Below are 17,621 nucleotides of genomic sequence, written 5' to 3'. Positions count from 1 at the left end.
CCGCCTTCCTGATGTTCGGGTTATTTCGGGTATAGAAAGCGAAGCGCTAAACTTTCTCTTTCACCAGGGCGATATTCTTCACCGCCTTCGCTTTAGAGAGGGTGTAATAGACCGGTGAAACCACCAGCAGGCCAATAATCCATGATAAATCAGCCCCGCCAAATGCGGTTGCAACAGGGCCGGTATAGATCGCCGTCGATATAAACGGCACCTCAACTAATATCCCCAACAGGTAGCAGAAGATGGCGGTAGCATTAAAGTAGCCATATATTCCGCCGTCACGCTTAAAGAAGGACTCAACATCATATTCACCGTGCGCGACCAGGTAATAATCCACCAGGTTAATTGCCGTCCACGGCACCAGAACATATAGCAGGATGGTAATAAAGTTGGTATAGATTAATAAGAAGTTTTCCTGTCCATAGATCGCCAGCGCTATTTCGAGGAGCATCGTGAGGATGGCGGTGATTATCCTGGCGCGAGCCATCGGCGACCAGCCGTCAATAAAGGTCTGACCCAGAGTCAGCGTACAGAGCACGCCGCAGTACAGCATCATGGAGTTAGTGGCGGCAATCCCCAACGCCAGCACCACGATGACCACCGCGCCGAAGCCGCCGGTGAGGTCAATAATGCCTTGAATAATATCATCGCTACCAATACTGGTCGCCACCAGCACCCCGAGAACCATCGGCAGATAAGAGCCTAAGATGCAGCCAAAGTAGCTGGCGTAAAAGACGCTTTTATCGTTGGTGCTGTAAGGCATATAGCGCGAGTAGTCAGAGACATAGGGGGCATAGGCCAGTTGCCACAGTGCGGCAATAGAGACCGCGCCGAGGAACCCGACTTTGTTGAAGCCGCCGCGATCGAGAAAATCGACCGGCAGCCCGTGGATAAAGACGATCCACAGAAAGGTTGCGGCCAGCACAATACCGGATATCCACGACATAATTCTGGCGTAGGAGTGAATGATCTTATAGCCGAAAATTGTGGCAAACAGGCTCAGGGCGCCGACGATAATAATCCCCACATCGGAGTTCATCGGCTTATAGATGGCGTGCATGGACTGCCCGCCTAATACCAGACTGGAGGCAGTAAATCCGATATACATTAATACGACGATGGACACCACCAGCACCGAACCATAGGAACCAAACTGGCCCTTGGTTTGCACCATTTGCGGCACCCCCAGCCTGGGACCCTGTGCGGAATGCAGGGCCATAAACAGCCCGCCGACCAGGCTGCCGATAAACAGCGCAACGACTGACCAGAAAAAAGAAAGATGGAAAATGGTTACCGACATCGCCCCGGTGATAACGGTTAACAGCATGATGTTAGAGCCAAACCAGATGGTAAACAGATCGCCCGGTTTGCCGTGTCGCATATTCAGAGGGATAGGTCTGATGGTATTGCTTTCGAGATTTTCAACGTTGACAGGTTGATGTTTAGTCATGGTGCTCTCTCATCACTGCGGGTCTATACCGTGAATGATTCGGGCAACAGCAGGCCGCTAGCTGAGCGAACGCAGCCAACAACGATGGCGCCTGAAGCATCATGGGTATAAATCAGCGTTAGATTGATATTCCAATGAGGAGTACAGCTAATCTACTCATCATAACATTTCGTTTACTATTCTCACAATCTCGTATCATTTTGGAAATTATTAAAAATGTCGAACGTCGATATAAAAAAAGTGCTTTACCCGGGACCCGTGGCCTGATTGTCGTTTCCGGACGGCCATCTTCCGCTGTTTTTTAGAAGTTTATGCTGCGGCCTTGCTTGTTTTATATTTAACAATCTGGGCGGATATTTTAAGCGAGATAATTATTCGAGCAGGAAGATGCGGCGTGGAATGATTGATTGTCTGAAATAAAACCAAAGGCCTGTTTATTGTAGGGAATATAAAAGGCGCTTTAATTCGGCAACCCATGACCATAAATCAGAGAAATGGTAAATATAATCTGAGGTAAATCATCGCGTTGCTGAGCGGAATCGGTGGAGATCAGCTGCTGCGCATAAATAAAATATGCGAGGTTCTTCACAATAAAATTGATTTATTCATAGTGTGCGATGGATCAATATTTAAAACACGTCGCGTCGGCTTTTATCTGATTCACGGGGAAGAGATGGCCTCTGCATATATAAATAATAACCCGCCAGCATCACGGGTTATTATCATCGGACGGAGTATCAGTAGCCGACGGTGTATATCCGACCGCTCTGGATCCCCTCCACGCTGCGGCGATACGCCTGGGCCACCGCAGCGGCCGGGACGCTGGCAAAGCCCGGGAAGAACCCGTCATAGGCGGCGGCTGATTCGGTCAGCACCGTAGGGCTGATCAGATTGATGCGGATCCCGCGCGGCAGTTCGCAGGCGGCGGCGCGGACGAAGCCCTCCAGTCCGGCGTTAACCGTTGTGGCGTTGACGCCCTGGGCAATCGGCTCATGCGCGACAATTCCGCTAATCAGGGTAATGGAGCCGCCGTCGTTCAAATAGCGCTGGCCGGTTAGCGCCAGGCGAATTTGCCCCAGCAGCTTGTCCTGCAGACCCTGGTTGAAATCCTCGTCGGTCATGGTGGCCAGCGGGCCAAAGAACAGGTTTCCGCTCGCCGAGACAATCGCATCAACCTGACCAGTTTTCTCAAACAGCGCCTGCACGCTGTGCTGGGAGGTGATATCAACCTGATGGTCGCCCTGAGTACGACCGACGCGAATGACTTCATGCTGACGACTAAGTTCTGCGGTGACCGCACGGCCCACGGTACCGCTGGCGCCGATAACGACGATTTTCATGGCTGACTCCTGATAAGTTGTGAGCCTCTATTCTTTAATGAAATGGATATCGGATAAACTGGCAAAAAGTTAGATGATTACTAACCAGAGGTTTGGAATATGGATAAGCTGCGCGGAATGGAAACGTTTATCGCCGTGGTGGAGTACGGCAGTTTTACCGAAGCGGCATCGCACCTGGAGATGTCGGCGGTGATGGTGGGCAAATATATCGCCCTCATCGAACGTCAGCTGGCGACCCGCCTGCTTGAGCGTAATACCCGTCGTCAGAGCCTGACCGACGCCGGGCGGGTCTACTATGAAGAGGCGAAACGCGTTCTGGAGCAGGTCTCGATCGCCGAAAGTTCGGTTGAACGACTGCGGCTGGCGCCCGCGGGGACGCTGCGCATCAGCGCGCCGACCTCATTTGGCGCCTGCGTCATGGCGCCGCTGACCGCCACTTTCCTCCAGCAGTGGCCGGACGTGCGCGTGGAGCTCGATCTGACCAACCGGCTGGTCGATCTGGTGGATGAAGGGTTCGATCTGGCGGTCCGCATTGGCGATATTCACCAAACAGACCTGGTGGCGAAATATCTCTGCGCCTACCGGATGGTGATCTGTGCCGCTCCCGCCTATCTCAACCGGCACGGCACGCCGCTCACGCCTGCCGATCTTGCCGGCCATCTCTGCCTCTCCCATACGGTGTGGACCGCGCGCAACGAGTGGAAGCTGCCGGGAATAACGGAAGAGGTGCGCTGGAGGCGCGATGCGATCCTCCGCTGCAACGACGGCTACGGCCTGAGGATGGCGGCCATCGCCGGAGCCGGCCTGCTGCTGCAGCCGGAAGTGCTGCTGGCGGAGGATCTTGCCAGCGGAAAACTCGTCCGCATACTTGAGGCCTATACCCCCGAACCGCGCCCGGTACATCTGCTCTGGCGTCAGGATCTTCGTCCGTTGCCGAAGCTGACCCGGTTTGTCGAGCACGCGCTGAACGAGGGCGGGCGCTATTTATGAACTATTATTATCTGGTCTGGTCTGATGAACGTTCTTCATAGATCACTTCTGCTAAAAGGAGATTGGTATGAGTTTATTGAGTTTTGTGAAAGAAGCGGGCGAGAAAATCTGGGATGCCGTTTCGGGCGGGGACAAAGAGAGCCAGGCCGATAAGCTGAAAAAGCATATCGATGCGCTTAATCTTCCCGGCGCGGATAAGGTCAGCATCACCGTGGCCGAAGACGGCACCGCGACGGTCAGCGGCGACGTCGGCTCGCAGGAGGATAAAGAAAAAATTATGGTGGCGGTGGGTAACGTCACCGGCATTGCCCAGGTCAGCGACAACGTTAGCGTGACGCAGAGCGGCGCCGAGAGTCGCTACTACACCGTGAAATCCGGCGATACGCTGAGCGCTATTTCTAAAACCGTGTATGGCTCGGCGAACGACTATCAGCGGATCTTTGAAGCCAACAAGCCGATGTTGAAGCATCCCGACAAGATTTATCCGGGACAGGTGCTGATTATCCCGAATAAGTAAGGCGGGAAAAGCGGCGTTTATGCACGATCTATTGTTACGGAGTCGGTAATGGGACTACTTGATCAAATTGGCGGCATGCTCGGCGGCCAGGCCGGTAAAGCGGAGCAGCTGCAGGCAATCATGGCCTGGGTCCAGCAGCAGGGGGGCGTTCAAGGGATCCTTGAAAAATTCCGCAGCGGCGGCCTGGGCGAGATAGTTGAATCCTGGATCGGCCAGCAGGGCAATATCCCGGTCTCCAGCGACCAGGTCACCTCGGTTTTCGGATCGCCAGCGCTGCAGGATCTTGCGGCAAGGCTCGGGATCGACCCGCAGACCGCCTCGTCGCTCATCTCCGAGTATCTGCCGAAAATTGTCGACGGTTTATCCCCTGAAGGCGAGGCTCCTGCGCAGCAGGATCTGCTGTCTGAAGGCGTGAACCTGCTTAAAGGCAAGCTGTTTGGCTGAGCGCGGTTACGCGCAGCCGATACGCCAAAAGTAAAACCCGCCGGCCGGCGGGTTTGTTGTTTAGTCCCGCAGCGCCTGCTGCCAGTCGGCAATCAGATCCTGCGCGTCCTCAATGCCGACGGAGAGGCGAATGAGCTGGGGCGTAATGCCGTTTGCCAGCCTCTGCTCCAGAGGAATGGAAGCGTGGGTCATGCTAAACGGCTGGCTGACCAGGCTTTCCACGCCGCCGAGACTCTCCGCCAGCGTAAACAGGCGCAGCCTGCCGATAACCTGCTCCGCATAGCGATCGTCGCCTTTCACCACCAGCGAAATCATACCGCCAGGCAGCGCCATCTGCTTATGCGCCAGCTGATGATGCGGGTGCGACGCCAGCCACGGGAACCACACCTTTTCCACCTGCGGCTGCTGTTCCAGCCATTCGGCGAGCGCAAGCGCGTTGCTGCTGTGGCGCTCCATACGCAGAGCGAGGGTGCGAATACCGCGCAGTGTCAAAAAGCTGCTGAAGGGGTCGAGCACGCCGCCCACCGCATTTTGCAGATACCCGAGCCGGTCCGCCAGCTCGGGGTTGTCGCCGACCACCGCGAGGCCCGCCACCACGTCGGAATGGCCATTCAGATATTTTGTCGCCGAGTGCACGACGATATCAAACCCCAGTTCGAGGGGACGATGAATGACCGGTGAGGCGAAAGTGTTATCGGTGACGCTGATGAGATTGTGCCGCCGGGCAATCGCCGCGATGGCGCCGAGGTCCGCCAGCTTGAGCAGCGGGTTGGTCGGCGTTTCAACCCAAATCATTCGCGTGTCCGGCCTGATGGCCGCCTCAATCGCCGCCAGGTCGTCGGGTTTGACCCAGCTTACCCGCAGGCCGGCGCTGCGGCGACGGACGTTTTCGATCAGCCGCCAGGTTCCGCCGTACACGTCGTCGACGGCGACCAGATGGCTGTCTTTATCCAGCAGCTCAAGCACCGTGGAAATCGCCGCCAGCCCGGAAGCAAAGGCGTAGCCGCGGGAGCCGCTCTCCAGTTCGGCAATGGCCGTTTCCAGCGCATGGCGGGTAGGGTTGCCGCTGCGCGAGTACTCATAGCCCGTATGCTGCCCGGGTGCCGGTTGTGCGAAGGTGGAGGTGGCATAAATGGGCGGCATGACGGCGCCGTGCGCATCATTAAAGGTGCCGCCGTGGACGCTCAATGTATTTAAGTTTTTCATGGACGATCCTTAGTGTTCAAGTCGGTTACGCCAGGTGGTCAGCACGTCGCTGCGGGTGATCAGGCCGAGAAAACGATCGTTATCGGCGATGACGGCCACCAGGCCGCGATCGAAAATGGCTTTCAGCGCGCTTTCCGGCGCGCGTTTATCGAGGGTTTCGACGTTGCGGGTCATAGCCTCTCTGACCGGCAGCGCAAAGCGCTGGCTGTCGCCCTCGACGTGGCTAATCAAATCCCACTCATCGACGATCCCAACGACGCGGCCATTTTCCAGTACCGGCAGCTGGGAGATGTCGTATAGGCGCATGCGCGCAAGAATGGTGGCCAACGTGTCGTCCGGCGCGGCGGTGACGGTGGCGTCTTCGTCATGGCGCAGGGCGATAAAATCGGTTAAATCGCCGCGCGAGGGGCGGGTCAGCAGCCCCTGCTGGCGCATCCAGTCATCGTTGAACATTTTCGACAGATACTTGTTGCCGCTGTCGCAGGCAAAGGTCACCACGCGCCTGGCGCTTGTCTGCGCCTGACAGTAGCGCAGGGCGGCGTGCAGCAGCGTTCCTGTTGAAGAGCCGGCAAGAATGCCTTCGGTCTGCAGCAGCTCACGCGCGGTAGCAAACGCCTCCCTGTCGGTGACGCGATAGGCGGTATGCACGCCGTCGAGATGGGCCAGCGGCGGAACAAAGTCTTCGCCAATCCCCTCGACCAGCCACGATCCCGCCTCGCCGGAGCGGCCGGTTTCTACCCGATCGGCGAGGATCGATCCCGCTGGATCGGCAAGAATAAATTCCGTTTTCGGCGAGTGTTCGGCAAACCACGCCTGCAGCCCGCCGAGGGTACCGCCGGAGCCGACGCCAACGACAATGGCGTCGATATCGCCGTCCAGCTGGGCGAAGATTTCTGGCGCGGTGGTGCTGATATGCGCCAGCGGGTTGGCCTCGTTATTAAACTGATCGATATAAAATGCCCCCGGCGTCTCCTCCGCCAGGCGACGGGCGTAATCCTGATAGTAGGCCGGGTGGCCTTTATTAACATCGGAGCGGGTGAGCAGCACCGTTGCCCCCAGCGCCCGCAGATGGAATATCTTCTCGCGGCTCATTTTGTCGGGGACGACGAGGATCAGGCGGTAGTTCTTTTGCGCCGCAATGAGCGCCAGGCCGAGCCCGGTATTGCCCGCGGTGGCTTCAATAATCGTGCCGCCTGGCTTTAGCTTACCGAGGCGTTCAGCCTCGTTAATCATCGACAGCGCGACGCGATCCTTAATAGAACCGCCGGGATTTTGGTTTTCCAGCTTCAGGAACAGGCTACAGGGGCCGGTCTCCAGCTTGTGCAGCTGAAGCAGGGGCGTGTGGCCGATAAGTTCGCTAACAGAATGAAAGAGTGACATGACTATTTACCCATTCGTATCGAGATGACGAATGGTAGGTCTGTGAATTTGGCAAATTAAAGAATATTTAACCGCTCATAAGAGCAAAATGGAATATAAGATTCTATTTAGCCATCCGGAGGGAAAGGTTGTTAGCCGCCTGGGTGTATTGATATCTGAAAATTACTATTTTTGGCGTAATTTTCAGCGATTAATGCATTTTTGCGGCGACGCAAATGCGTTTTTCAGAAAAGGATGGCTAAAAAAATCATAGCGACAAATATCCAGGGGGAGGTGCCTGAATCAGGCTGCTGGAGCATAGCTTTTTATCGAAAACAAATAACAAAGCCAGATATTCAATACCGTTTTTGATAGATACGTGAGAGCCCGGGCGCATGATAACCTTTATTAAATTAGAACGATTTGCTATTGCGTCCGGGCTTATTCAGCAAGCGCCGGAAGAAAAGGTGAGATGTGCCTGAATTTATATCATTAGCGATAAGTTCATTCTGGCCGATGCTTTATGCCGGGCTGGTTTTTACTATCCCTATTACGTTAATTTCGTTTGCTCTCGGCCTCGGGCTGGGGTTTGTCGCGGCGCTTATCAGGCTGTACGGGCCGCGGCCGCTACGGCTGCTGGTGCGTTTTTATGTCTGGGTTATTCGCGGCACTCCGCTGCTGGTGCAGCTGTTTCTGATTTTTTACGCACTGCCGGGTATCGGAATTACTCTCGACGCTTTTCCTGCCGCGGTTATTGGCTTTACGCTGAACGTCGGGGCCTTCACTTCTGAGGTTATCCGGGCGACGCTGCTTTCCGTCGCCAGGGGACAGTGGGAGGCCGCGCACTCGATCGGCATGAACTGGTGGCAGTCGCTGCGCCATATTATTTTGCCGCAGGCCGCGCGGGTGGCCGTACCGCCGTTATCGAATACCTTTATTTCGTTAGTGAAAGATACTTCACTGGCGTCAGTGATTACCGTGCCGGAGCTTTTTTTAGCTGCTCAGAGAATTGCCGCCGTGACCTATCAGCCATTAATACTGTATACCGAAGCCGCTATTATCTATTTATTAATCAGCTCGGTGCTGTCGTACCTGCAATCCAGGCTAGAGGCCCGGTTAGAAAAAAATACCTCAGGCAAGGAACATAATAATGATAACCCTGTCCGGGCTTGAGAAAAGTTTCGCTGGGCAAAAGGTCCTGCACGATATTTCGTTAAATATTGCCGAGGGGAGCGTTACCGCGCTTATTGGGCCATCGGGAAGCGGCAAAAGTACGCTATTACGCTGCATTAACCTACTTGAGCTGCCGCAGGCCGGGAAATTAACTATTGGCCAGGAAAATATTGTGTTCTCCGCCGATGCGGCGCCGAAGAGAAAGGATATCAGGCGTATTTGCCAGCAAACCGGGATGGTTTTCCAGAATTTTCAGCTGTTCCCTCATTTGTCGGTACTTGAAAACATTATGACGGGGCTGATTGTGGTGCAGAAATGGCCTGTCGAACGCGCGAGGGCCCGCGCCGAGGAACTGCTGGCGAAGGTGGGTCTGCTGCATAAGCGTCATGCCTGGCCGGCGATGCTGTCCGGTGGCCAGCAGCAGCGCGTGGCTATTGCCCGCGCGCTGGCGCCTTCACCTAAGGTGCTGCTCTGCGATGAGCCAACTTCGGCGCTCGATCCTGAGCTGTCGCTGGAGGTGATTTCTGTTTTGCGTCAGCTGGCGCAGGAGGGGACAACCATGCTGATGGCCACTCACGATCTGCGGCTGGCTGCCAGTATAGCCAGTCAGGTCGTGTTTCTTGAGTCCGGACAGATTATCGAGAGCGGTAGCTCGCGGGATATTTTTACCCATGCGAGGAAAACGCGGACGCAAATTTTTATTTCCACATTGACCGAAACGTTTCCTGATTCCTGGGAAATTTAAAACAACAACACGGCATAGCAGACTAAGGAGTTAATGATGAAAGTACTGATGACGGCATTACTGGCTACCGCGATCCAACTGGGCGTGGCGCATGCGGCGGCTGCGCAGGACGACCTGGCAAAGATAAAAACAGCGGGCGTGTTTAAAGTCGGCACCGAAGGGACCTTCCCGCCGTTTACCTACCACAATACGGCGGGAAAGCTGGTGGGTTTTGATGTTGATATCGCGCGTGAAATTGCCAAACGGATTGGCGTAAAGGCCGAGTTCGTTGAAGGTAAGTGGGATGGCCTGGTGGCCGGTCTGGATGCTAATCGCTACGATGCGGTGATAAACCAGGTATCCATTACGCCCGAGAGGGAGGCGAAGTATGACTTCTCCGATCCCTACATTTCCCCTAAAGCCGTACTGATCGTGAATGAGAAAAACACCGACATTCATACCTTTGCTGATTTAAAAGGCAAGAAATCGGCGCATACCTTGACCAGTAACTATGCGCAAATTGCCCGCGAAAATGGCGCTGAAGTGGTGGGAACCGATGGCTTCGATCAGTCTATCGCGCTGGTGTCGCAGGGACGCGCGGATGCGACTATTAACAGCAACCTCTCGTTCCTCGATTTCAAAAAGCATAAGCCCGACGCCCCGGTAAAAATTGTGGCGGAAAGGGCCGATGCCGAGCGGGAGGCGGTATTAATCCGCAAGGGGAATCCGGATCTGCGTCAGGCTATCAATACGGCGCTGGCGGGAATCAAATCCGATGGCACCTACCAGCGGATCTCCAACGAGTATTTCGCCGCAGACGTATCAAAATAAGACGCCGGCGGCGGCGCTCGTTACTGGTAGGAAAACGTAATGCTCGCGAGGGCGTTTGCGCTGCCCGGCACCAGCTCCCCGGTGCGGACGTACTGCGCCTGGAACGGTAGCGACACTATTTGGGTCGTCGCCGTGGTCTGGATAAAGAACTGGTTTACGGTACCCGCTGCGGAGCTGTCCGGCCCCATCATCAGCGGGCCGCTGCCGTTATAGAAGAACTGTACGCCGATGCCGGAGGCGGTAGAATCGTTGGTCAGCGTAACGACAGAGGAAGTGTTGTCTGGCGTGGTCTGGTCCGTCATTACCGCATAGAGCGCCACCTGTTCGTCGCAGGTCAGGCTGACGTTAAATGAGCCCGATAGCGAGGTGCTGCCCACGTTGGGCAACGTATGAATATCCGGAGCGCCGAGATCGATGCTGGCGCTTTTGGTGCTCACCGTACAGCCGCTGGCCGTCACCGTAATGGTCGTCGGGTTGATGATCACCTGTGCCGTTTTGGTTTCGTTATTATAAGCCGTCAGGATCGCGGCGTTGATGGCTGGGATCTGGTATACGCCTGACTTCAGCGCGCTGTCCGTTTTAATGTACGTTAATTTTGCCGACCAACCTAAATCGAAAGCCATGCCGTTGGTGCCATCGGCGGGGTAGCTTTGGGTCACGCCGGTTTGTAGCGGCACGTAGGTTGTGCCGTTAAAATCCTTCAGGCCGATGATATAGCCGATGCCGGGGATGCCGGTTTCAAAAACGCTATAGCTTACGCCATCGACGTTGACGGCGATCCCCGCAGACACGGCGCTGCTGCCGGGTTCGAGAGTTCCTTTGGTACAGACGAACAGGTATCCGCACCAGAACACCCGCTGCACGCTGGCCGTGGCGCTCCACGCTGAGCCGATAATATTTCCCGGCATAACGGAGTCCGCGGGGCCGGTGTAGGTCATCGGCTGGGGCGAGAGCGTAATGTCGGATACCCAATCCAATGCCAAAACCCTGGCGCTGACGCACAGCCAGCAGACAAGCAGTAAGAAACGCATTATTGATACTCCGTAGTCCAGGTCGCGATGGCCGAAACGTCACCGGCGCTGACGGCGGCGCCGTTGGCCGCCAGCCGGGCATAAAATGTCATCTGCACGCGTTCGTCTCCCGACGCCCCGTAGGCCGCCGTTTGGGCTTCCAGCGGGATCGGTACCCCGGCTTTATCGAGGATTTGTACCGCCACGCCGCTCGCTCCGCCGTCGTCTACCTTAATCAGCTGTGGGTTGAGGTCATCCGGCGTGCCGCTAAAGCGGATCTTCACTCCGATAAAGGTTGGGCCGCACTCTTCCAGCGTGAGCGTGAAGGCCCGTTTGATATTGCTTACCGCTCCCGGCGAGTGAAACTGCTTCATGCCGATGGTGCCCAGCGGGACGGTTTGTTCTGCTGAATCGGCGGAAACCACGCAGGTATTGCCGATCAGGTTTCCGGTTACGGAGACCAGCACGTCGTAGCCGCAAGCCGGGGCGGCGAGGGCAATAAGCAGCGCTATGCCTGATATCCGGGCTGCTACTGACATACCGCCTCCTGCGTGTAAAGGCCCGTGCGGGCGCTGTAATCCTCCGGGTTCAGACGATATTTAACGACGCACCTTTTGTCGCTGCCCTGTCCCCAAACGGCGCTGAGCGTGCCTTCAGCCGGCAGGCCGGCGAGATAAAGGCTGCCGCCATCCCCCACGATGCCGCTGGTCTGCTCATCGGCGAGCGATACGATGGCGCCAAACGGCAGCGCCTCGTTGCGGTAGCCGATCGTGAACAGGGCCTTCGCGCCCCGGCGGGTGACGATGGTTGCGCGCACCAGCGCGCCATCGGTCGGCGTTTTGCTCACGATGGCGTTCTCCAGCTCAACGTTGTTTCCGGCGGTAGTGACATCCAGCGCGACCTGGTTGATGCGATACGGCGTGGCGTAAGGAATGACGGCATAGCCGCGGCTATCGGTTTTGACTCCTTTATGATTAAGCACCGCCACGCTACCGGCCCCCGGTGCTTTGATCAGGATGTTAGTATTCCCCAGCGGCTGGCTGAGCGTCAGGCCATCTTCATGCAGCACCGCGCCGCCGCTCATGCCGTAGCTGAGGCTGCGGGAATCGCTGGAGTAGCTGTAGCCCAGGCTGTAATCGCCGCGCTGGCCTTCGTACTGCAACGCGGCATCGCCGCCGTACCGCAGCTGCGCTCCGTAGCGCTGATTAACGTTATAGAACAGGCTCTCCTGCCCGGGAACGTAGCCGCTTACGCCGGCGCTGCTGGTGGCTCCCGTTGAGTCCGCACGGGTGGTGGTAAAACGCGCCCTGGTGGCCAGCTGCGGGTTGCCGAACGGCACGGAAAGCGACATCGCCACAACGTTATCTTTATGGTTATCGAACAGGCTGGTGCTGCGCTGAAAGCTCACGCCAACCGAGACGTTGCGAACCATAGCGTTCCACGCAAACTGCATGCTTTGCGTTTTGCTGGCGGTGCGCCAGTAGGTTTGCCGATCCCATGACAGAGAAAGCGAGCCAAACCTACCCATTGGCTGCGACAGCAGCAGCTGATTTTTCGCTTTGCGCGACATATGCAGGTTATACACGTTCTCATAGCTGGTGGTGACGGTGCCGTCTGCCTCCGTGACCTGCTTCGTCATACCGCCCGTCATCCCCTTATAGGCGGTATCGCTGAGGGTGTAGAACCCCTGCGTTGAGTAGCGCAGCGAGTAGAAGTTAAAGCGCGTGCCGATATTGTTCAGCAGCTTGCTGTAGCGCAGGCGCACGGAATCCCCGGTGTAGGGCCGATCGTCGGCCAGTATGCTGCGCGCGTGGGTCACATCGACGGAATACGCGCCAAAGCGCCCGAGATTTTGTCCAATGCCCAGCGCGAGCCCGCTGTAGCGCTCTGCAAGCTGAGTGCCGCCGTAAAAGGTGAGGCCGTATTCCCAGCCGAAAAACAGCTCTCCCTGGGCAAACGTCGGGGTGTTCTGATTGCCGACGGCGCGAAGTTTCCCGGCGCCGAAGGCATATTTTATCTGCCCGCTGCGCACGAGGTTCGGCACGCTGGCAAACGGAACGGTATATTGCGTTTTGCTGCCGTCGCTCTCCTGAATCGTCACCAGCAAATCTCCGCCGGACGACGTGGGGTAGAGATCTTTCAGCATAAACTCCCCGGAGGGGACGCTGGTCTGATAAATGGTGTTGCCGTTCTGCTGGACGGTAACGGTCGCGCTGCTGCGGGCGATGCCGCGAACCTCCGGCGCATAGCCGTTCAGGCTGGCCGGCAGCATGTTATCGTCGGTTTTCAAGGCGATACCGCGTAGGCCTACGGAGTCAAAGACCTGAGCGGAAGTGTAGGTTTCCCCAGCGTACGCCTGCGCTCGTAGGGCGGGTATATCCCGCTGCAGCCAGGTTTGTACGTGGGTAAGCGTATTCGCATCTTTGGTCCACGTCGTGTAGTCGCGCAGCCGCCACGCGCCCAGGTTCACACCGCTGTTCAGGCTAACGAACAGCTGCCGGGTGCGGGTGTGCTTATCGCCCCGGTACTCATTGTTGGCGCCGTTAACGACATAGTTCAGCCACGCAGCAGGGATCCCGGACTCCCAGCTCTCAGGGCTGACGTATCCACGCGGAAGATTACGCATATAGCTCTGCGGCAGGCTGAGATTGAGCGTCAGCGTCTTCTGGTCGAAGTCAAAGCTGGCGCCGGGGAACGCGTGATTTAAAAAATAGCATTGCCGGGTCAGCGGCAGCCGCTCTTCTGCGGCCTGGCGGCTATCAATGCCCAGGGCGGCAATCTGCTGCGCCGTGACGCAGGGCTGGGCGTCGTCCTGCGCTGTATTTTTATCAACGCTGAATGCCACGTTTCCGGTGAAGGCGTAATTTTTATTGATATATACGTTAATGTTGTATTCGCCCGGCGGTAAGGCGCTCCCCGCATTGACCCATGAGAGGTCGACAATATTTCCACTTTCACCGTTGAGGAACGCAGGATTAAATTGCAAATCGTTCTCTGCGGCAGAGACATACCGAATGGCATGGCAGATCATCAGGGCACAGACGATTTTTGCTTTCACGCGATCGCACCTTTTTTATTTTATTTCCGGTTCAACGACAGGCTGACGGTGGGCGTCCATGCGCCGTAATCATTGATGGTCTGATAGCTAAAAGCGCTTGCCTGACTGAATGAGCCCGCCAGCGTGACGCTTGCTTTTGGTGGGACCATCGCCGGCTGCACCGGCTTACCATCGACTTTTAAATTGATGGTGGTGAGGTAATAAGGCGTTGGGTTATTGAGCGTAATTTTGCCCGCGCGGTAGTCGCCGGTTATTTTTTTCCACCCCTCGCTGGCGCCGCTTTGCAGCCCTTCCGGGCGGTAAAAAACTTTTATGCGGTTCGCTGAGGCAAACTGCAGCGAATTGCTGGAGGCGCTTTTGGATTGCTGCGGAATGGCTTTGACCGTAATCCAGTACAGCGTTTCCCGGTCCTGCGGCAGAGATTTACCGCTAAACATAATTTTCACCACGCTCTCGGTTGCCGGTTTTAAGACATACAGAGGCGGCGTAATGACGAAATCGTTGGAGCGCCGATCTTGCTCATTTTCAACCCATGACTGGATGAGGAATGAGGCGTCGGGATGCGTATTTCTGACCTGCAGCATCGACTGGTTCGCGCTGCCGAGGTAGACCATTCGCGTTGCGCCCAGGCCCACGCCGCCGGCACAGGCTGCGGATGAGCACAGCGAGCCGAGCAGACAAATCCATGTTAATGAGCGCATAGCGTCTCTCCTGAAAGTTGAGCCTGGCCCGGCGACCCGCCCGGGCCAGAGGATTACGAATAGGTTACGGTGTAGGTGGCTACAGCGCTGGCATCGCCAGCCGTGGCGTTGCCCTGCGGAGAGTAGTATTTGGCGCTGAAGTTCAGGGTGTTCGAGCCGCTACGCAGCTCGACGGGCGCGGCGGACTCGCCAAGCCTCACGACGTTGCCCTGTTCGTCATACAGGCGAATAGCGACGTTTTGCGCCGAGGAGCTGCTGCCGTTTGAGCCGACGGCCAGGCCGTCAGCATCGGTGCTATCCGGGATGCCGGTGAAGGTTACGGAAACCGTAGTCGCCGGGATTGGGTTTTCCTCGGTGCCGGCGGAGGTATCGGCGATTTCACAATCTTCAAGGGTGATGGCGAACGCTTTTGCCGTGTTGGCTTCACTGCCCGCCGCGGCCAGCGTGGCGGTACGAACTTCACCCAGATCGACGTCAATGTTGCCACTGTTGGCGCTGATGGCGCAGGCTGAGGTCACGACGCTGCCGCTGAAATTTACGGTGCCGCCGCTGGTGGTGGCAGCCAGCGAGGAGCCCGCAGGCAGCAGGGCCGCAATGCCCAGCGCCAGCAGAGTTTTGCTATTTAAGTAAGCTTTCATTTTTCTGATTCCATAGTTTTGTTATTACGAGACTGGCTCTGAAGGCTGCAGATTTAGCTGGTTAAAAACACCAGTAAATCTGTTTTATTCCTGAGTCCGAGTTTTCTTATTGCTGAGCTTTTTAACGCGCTGACACGGCGGTATGAAAGCTTCTCTATTTCTGCTATATAACGTATATCCAACCCATTTCTCAGTTTCTTCAATACCCTCCATTCCCCTGGCGTTAGCGAAAGCGCCATTGATTTCTTTTTCGGTTGATAGCGGCTTTCCGCCACTTTTAATAAACAGGTTCGCCAGCGATAAAGCGGATCCTGTAATGAAATATAGGCATCAATATCACCGTGTACCCACAACAATGAATTCACTGCTGCGGAATACATATATATAAGTACCTCTGGGTAACTGGCTTTAATCGTTTTGATGTATGCCAGGCAATCCATTCCGGTATGGTGTTTTTCTATACCTGAAATAAAAATAACGTCAATTTTGGTCATTGCTAAAAGATCGTCAAGGTGCTGGTAATCATTCGTCGATGTTGTGATTTGAATACCAGAATACATTCCTTGCAATAAGGCGGTAATGCCACAGCGTGCAAAGCGATCGCCACCGATTAACGCAATATTTAAATGATGCTGTAGTTCAAGCTTACTCGCCATGTTATTCCCTCGATTTATAATAATAATGAGGTCAGCCCGTATGCGTATGACAGGTATCAACCTGTATTCCTGTATTTTTAAAGCAATTAAGCCTTTCACTCTGTGGAACTACTATACCCCGGGAGATGACTACGTAATCTCAATTAATCTTAATTTATATTAATTGCAAAGCGTGAGGCCGTCCGATGAACCCGTTCGCCGAACTATATTGGCTTAATCGTGGACGAACGGGCCTCAGTTCCCCGCGCCGACAGGTTTTTCGTACTCCTTATTATCGTTTTTTCTCAATGCCTAAACCGCGCGTTAAGCGAAGTTCATATTTTTATTTTTCCTTTTGTATCAGCTGTTTGATGGAGGTTTTCTACGGGAGATATAGCGGCGAAGCGAATGGTCAGGGCACGGGAATAGGGTCGCAGGAAAGCGCTCTCCCGTCGGTTGAGTGAAGATAAGATCTACTTAAGAAAAGATAAGAGAAGGGCGTTGACGCCCGTCAGGCGGCGCTCGGGAACGGGGTGAGGAATGGGGTTAGCGTTTATTGTACTTCAGTTAACCTGCAGAGCAATGACAGGAAAATAAGATGTTTCGCCAGTTGCTGTGATATACAGCACCGAATTTATCGGCCATATTACCCCCAGAGAGGAGAAGGATTAATCTCTTCTCATCCATATGGTGATAAGACCTGGGTACTACCGACATGCTTTAACCGGAGATTTTTCACCGATTGTATGCACAAGCATTATATTATCAATGAAATAGTTGAGTTTCATCCTGTGGACGGCACGCTGCGCGATCTCAGCAACCCGGATCGCGTGGTGGTACTCAATTCGCCCGCAGGGCGCTGTTTATTATTATTAATAGAGCGAGCCGGCGCCATTGTCACGCAACAGGAGTGCATGGATATCGTCTGGCAAAGGCGAGGGATGCTGGTTTCACCCAATACCTATTACCAGAATATTTCTGTTCTACGCAAGGGATTGAAAAAAATTGGCTTCAATAGCGATCCGATCGTCACGATCCCGCGTATTGGATTAACATTATCCAGCGAAACTACGATAACGATTAAAGAGGTTCCGCGGCAAACGTCAGATGATGAAGTATATGATACTGCGCTTTCGGATGCGGAGAGCGTTCCGCAGGCTGAACCTACAGTGCAGCCTGTAATAGCGGCTTATTCACCTAAACGCCTGCGGTGGTGGACGAAAGCGTTATTTTTAGTTTTGTTATTCACAGGCGCAGGAATGATTAATCATAGTTTTTCCCGGGAAACTCTTTTTATCGATGGTTATTACTTTGCGGGTACGGTGGGAGAGTGCCGGGTTTATCTGACCAATAGCATCCAGACGCAGGATGAGCGGGCCAGGGCGCTGACCTACGCCGGGCAATTTAAAGATGGCTGCGTGAATTATCCATGGGTGTATATCGGCAGGTATGCTCTGCTGCCTCGAGCCTCCGTTATTCGGTGCGATCGGTCGATGAAGGAGCCAAACCGCTGCATTTCGGACTATTTTATTGAGGATCGTTAGC

General features: G+C 55.2%; 17 protein-coding genes. 7 read left to right on the top strand and 10 right to left on the bottom strand.

Annotation, left to right across the window (positions count from 1 at the left end; genetic code table 11):
* Nucleotides 1-46: 46 nt before the first annotated feature.
* Nucleotides 47-1,450: a purine-cytosine permease family protein gene (locus tag NWP14_RS18645; protein ID WP_375215801.1), complete on the bottom strand. Its 1,404-nt coding sequence runs from the start codon at nucleotides 1,448-1,450 to the stop codon at nucleotides 47-49.
* A gap of 737 nt (nucleotides 1,451-2,187) precedes the next feature.
* The gene (locus NWP14_RS18640) at nucleotides 2,188-2,790 is read right to left on the bottom strand and encodes a short chain dehydrogenase (protein ID WP_331834880.1); all 603 of its coding nucleotides are present in this window, start codon (nucleotides 2,788-2,790) and stop codon (nucleotides 2,188-2,190) included.
* A gap of 99 nt (nucleotides 2,791-2,889) precedes the next feature.
* Between NWP14_RS18640 and NWP14_RS18635 the strand changes: the two genes are divergently transcribed.
* The 3 genes from NWP14_RS18635 (at nucleotide 2,890) to NWP14_RS18625 (ending at nucleotide 4,741) form a co-directional block, all read left to right on the top strand.
* A complete protein-coding gene (locus NWP14_RS18635) occupies nucleotides 2,890-3,780 on the top strand; it encodes a LysR family transcriptional regulator (protein ID WP_331834879.1) in 891 nt (296 codons plus the stop codon).
* Between the two features lie 67 nt (nucleotides 3,781-3,847).
* Nucleotides 3,848-4,297 carry a peptidoglycan-binding protein LysM gene (gene lysM / locus NWP14_RS18630; RefSeq protein ID WP_095099443.1) on the top strand — a complete coding sequence of 150 codons (450 nt, stop codon included), beginning with the start codon at nucleotides 3,848-3,850 and terminating at the stop codon, nucleotides 4,295-4,297.
* A 48-nt stretch (nucleotides 4,298-4,345) separates the two neighbouring features.
* Nucleotides 4,346-4,741: a YidB family protein gene (locus NWP14_RS18625; protein ID WP_375215800.1), complete on the top strand. Its 396-nt coding sequence runs from the start codon at nucleotides 4,346-4,348 to the stop codon at nucleotides 4,739-4,741.
* Nucleotides 4,742-4,801: 60 nt separating this feature from the next.
* On the opposite strand, the gene NWP14_RS18620 is transcribed toward NWP14_RS18625, so the two are convergent.
* A complete protein-coding gene (locus tag NWP14_RS18620) occupies nucleotides 4,802-5,947 on the bottom strand; it encodes a PLP-dependent aspartate aminotransferase family protein (RefSeq protein ID WP_346430656.1) in 1,146 nt (381 codons plus the stop codon).
* A gap of 9 nt (nucleotides 5,948-5,956) precedes the next feature.
* Nucleotides 5,957-7,333 (bottom strand): cystathionine beta-synthase, encoded by a 1,377-nt coding sequence (locus tag NWP14_RS18615; RefSeq protein ID WP_331834997.1) that lies wholly within the window; start codon nucleotides 7,331-7,333, stop codon nucleotides 5,957-5,959.
* A 489-nt stretch (nucleotides 7,334-7,822) separates the two neighbouring features.
* On the opposite strand from NWP14_RS18615, the gene NWP14_RS18610 reads away from it, so the two are divergent.
* From NWP14_RS18610 to NWP14_RS18600, 3 genes are read left to right on the top strand one after another with little or no spacing between them, the layout of a single operon-like run.
* Nucleotides 7,823-8,479 (top strand): amino acid ABC transporter permease, encoded by a 657-nt coding sequence (locus NWP14_RS18610; protein ID WP_157349188.1) that lies wholly within the window; start codon nucleotides 7,823-7,825, stop codon nucleotides 8,477-8,479.
* Nucleotides 8,457-9,224: an amino acid ABC transporter ATP-binding protein gene (locus NWP14_RS18605; RefSeq protein WP_095099428.1), complete on the top strand. Its 768-nt coding sequence runs from the start codon at nucleotides 8,457-8,459 to the stop codon at nucleotides 9,222-9,224. Before NWP14_RS18610 ends, NWP14_RS18605 begins: the two co-directional genes overlap by 23 nt.
* A gap of 36 nt (nucleotides 9,225-9,260) precedes the next feature.
* A complete protein-coding gene (locus NWP14_RS18600; protein ID WP_331834996.1) occupies nucleotides 9,261-10,034 on the top strand; it encodes an amino acid ABC transporter substrate-binding protein in 774 nt (257 codons plus the stop codon).
* A 20-nt stretch (nucleotides 10,035-10,054) separates the two neighbouring features.
* On the opposite strand, the gene NWP14_RS18595 is transcribed toward NWP14_RS18600, so the two are convergent.
* The 6 genes from NWP14_RS18595 to NWP14_RS18570 are packed head-to-tail and all read right to left on the bottom strand — an operon-like array spanning nucleotide 10,055 to nucleotide 16,097.
* Nucleotides 10,055-11,065, bottom strand: a complete 1,011-nt coding sequence (locus tag NWP14_RS18595) for a fimbrial protein (protein WP_346430657.1) — start codon at nucleotides 11,063-11,065, stop codon at nucleotides 10,055-10,057.
* A complete protein-coding gene (locus NWP14_RS18590) occupies nucleotides 11,065-11,583 on the bottom strand; it encodes a fimbrial protein (RefSeq protein ID WP_331834876.1) in 519 nt (172 codons plus the stop codon). The genes NWP14_RS18595 and NWP14_RS18590 overlap by 1 nt, the downstream gene beginning before the upstream one ends.
* Nucleotides 11,574-14,102, bottom strand: coding sequence for a fimbria/pilus outer membrane usher protein (locus NWP14_RS18585; RefSeq protein WP_375215799.1), 2,529 nt, complete (start codon nucleotides 14,100-14,102; stop codon nucleotides 11,574-11,576). The genes NWP14_RS18590 and NWP14_RS18585 overlap by 10 nt, the downstream gene beginning before the upstream one ends.
* Before the next feature lie 20 nt (nucleotides 14,103-14,122).
* Nucleotides 14,123-14,803, bottom strand: coding sequence for a molecular chaperone (locus NWP14_RS18580; protein WP_346430659.1), 681 nt, complete (start codon nucleotides 14,801-14,803; stop codon nucleotides 14,123-14,125).
* A 53-nt stretch (nucleotides 14,804-14,856) separates the two neighbouring features.
* On the bottom strand, nucleotides 14,857-15,441 hold the full coding sequence (locus NWP14_RS18575) for a fimbrial protein (protein WP_095099410.1): 585 nt from the start codon (nucleotides 15,439-15,441) through the stop codon (nucleotides 14,857-14,859).
* A gap of 53 nt (nucleotides 15,442-15,494) precedes the next feature.
* Nucleotides 15,495-16,097: a LuxR C-terminal-related transcriptional regulator gene (locus NWP14_RS18570; protein ID WP_095100104.1), complete on the bottom strand. Its 603-nt coding sequence runs from the start codon at nucleotides 16,095-16,097 to the stop codon at nucleotides 15,495-15,497.
* A gap of 725 nt (nucleotides 16,098-16,822) precedes the next feature.
* Between NWP14_RS18570 and NWP14_RS18565 the strand changes: the two genes are divergently transcribed.
* Complete coding sequence (locus tag NWP14_RS18565; protein WP_095099408.1) at nucleotides 16,823-17,620, top strand: winged helix-turn-helix domain-containing protein; 798 nt, start codon at nucleotides 16,823-16,825, stop codon at nucleotides 17,618-17,620.
* Nucleotide 17,621: the final 1 nt, after the last annotated feature.

Origin of the sequence: Klebsiella sp. C349492 (assembly GCF_042055345.1) — a bacterium.
GTDB classification, from domain to species: Bacteria; Pseudomonadota; Gammaproteobacteria; order Enterobacterales; family Enterobacteriaceae; genus Klebsiella; species Klebsiella scottii.
The sequence above is the reverse complement of the archived record's forward strand: the minus strand, read 5'-3'. Positions and strand labels throughout refer to the sequence as shown.

Bases quoted from the DNA above. Each gene is read 5' to 3' on its own strand.
- NWP14_RS18575 (WP_095099410.1), bottom strand. From the start codon at position 15,441: ATGAAAGCTTACTTAAATAGCAAAACTCTGCTGGCGCTGGGCATTGCG.
- NWP14_RS18565 (WP_095099408.1), top strand. From the start codon at position 16,823: ATGCACAAGCATTATATTATCAATGAAATAGTTGAGTTTCATCCTGTG.
- NWP14_RS18610 (WP_157349188.1), top strand. From the start codon at position 7,823: ATGCTTTATGCCGGGCTGGTTTTTACTATCCCTATTACGTTAATTTCG.
- NWP14_RS18605 (WP_095099428.1), top strand. From the start codon at position 8,457: ATGATAACCCTGTCCGGGCTTGAGAAAAGTTTCGCTGGGCAAAAGGTC.
- NWP14_RS18570 (WP_095100104.1), bottom strand. From the start codon at position 16,097: ATGGCGAGTAAGCTTGAACTACAGCATCATTTAAATATTGCGTTAATC.
- lysM (WP_095099443.1), top strand. From the start codon at position 3,848: ATGAGTTTATTGAGTTTTGTGAAAGAAGCGGGCGAGAAAATCTGGGAT.
- NWP14_RS18590 (WP_331834876.1), bottom strand. From the start codon at position 11,583: ATGTCAGTAGCAGCCCGGATATCAGGCATAGCGCTGCTTATTGCCCTC.
- NWP14_RS18620 (WP_346430656.1), bottom strand. From the start codon at position 5,947: ATGAAAAACTTAAATACATTGAGCGTCCACGGCGGCACCTTTAATGAT.
- NWP14_RS18595 (WP_346430657.1), bottom strand. From the start codon at position 11,065: ATGCGTTTCTTACTGCTTGTCTGCTGGCTGTGCGTCAGCGCCAGGGTT.
- NWP14_RS18640 (WP_331834880.1), bottom strand. From the start codon at position 2,790: ATGAAAATCGTCGTTATCGGCGCCAGCGGTACCGTGGGCCGTGCGGTC.
- NWP14_RS18645 (WP_375215801.1), bottom strand. From the start codon at position 1,450: ATGACTAAACATCAACCTGTCAACGTTGAAAATCTCGAAAGCAATACC.
- NWP14_RS18600 (WP_331834996.1), top strand. From the start codon at position 9,261: ATGAAAGTACTGATGACGGCATTACTGGCTACCGCGATCCAACTGGGC.
- NWP14_RS18635 (WP_331834879.1), top strand. From the start codon at position 2,890: ATGGATAAGCTGCGCGGAATGGAAACGTTTATCGCCGTGGTGGAGTAC.
- NWP14_RS18625 (WP_375215800.1), top strand. From the start codon at position 4,346: ATGGGACTACTTGATCAAATTGGCGGCATGCTCGGCGGCCAGGCCGGT.
- NWP14_RS18580 (WP_346430659.1), bottom strand. From the start codon at position 14,803: ATGCGCTCATTAACATGGATTTGTCTGCTCGGCTCGCTGTGCTCATCC.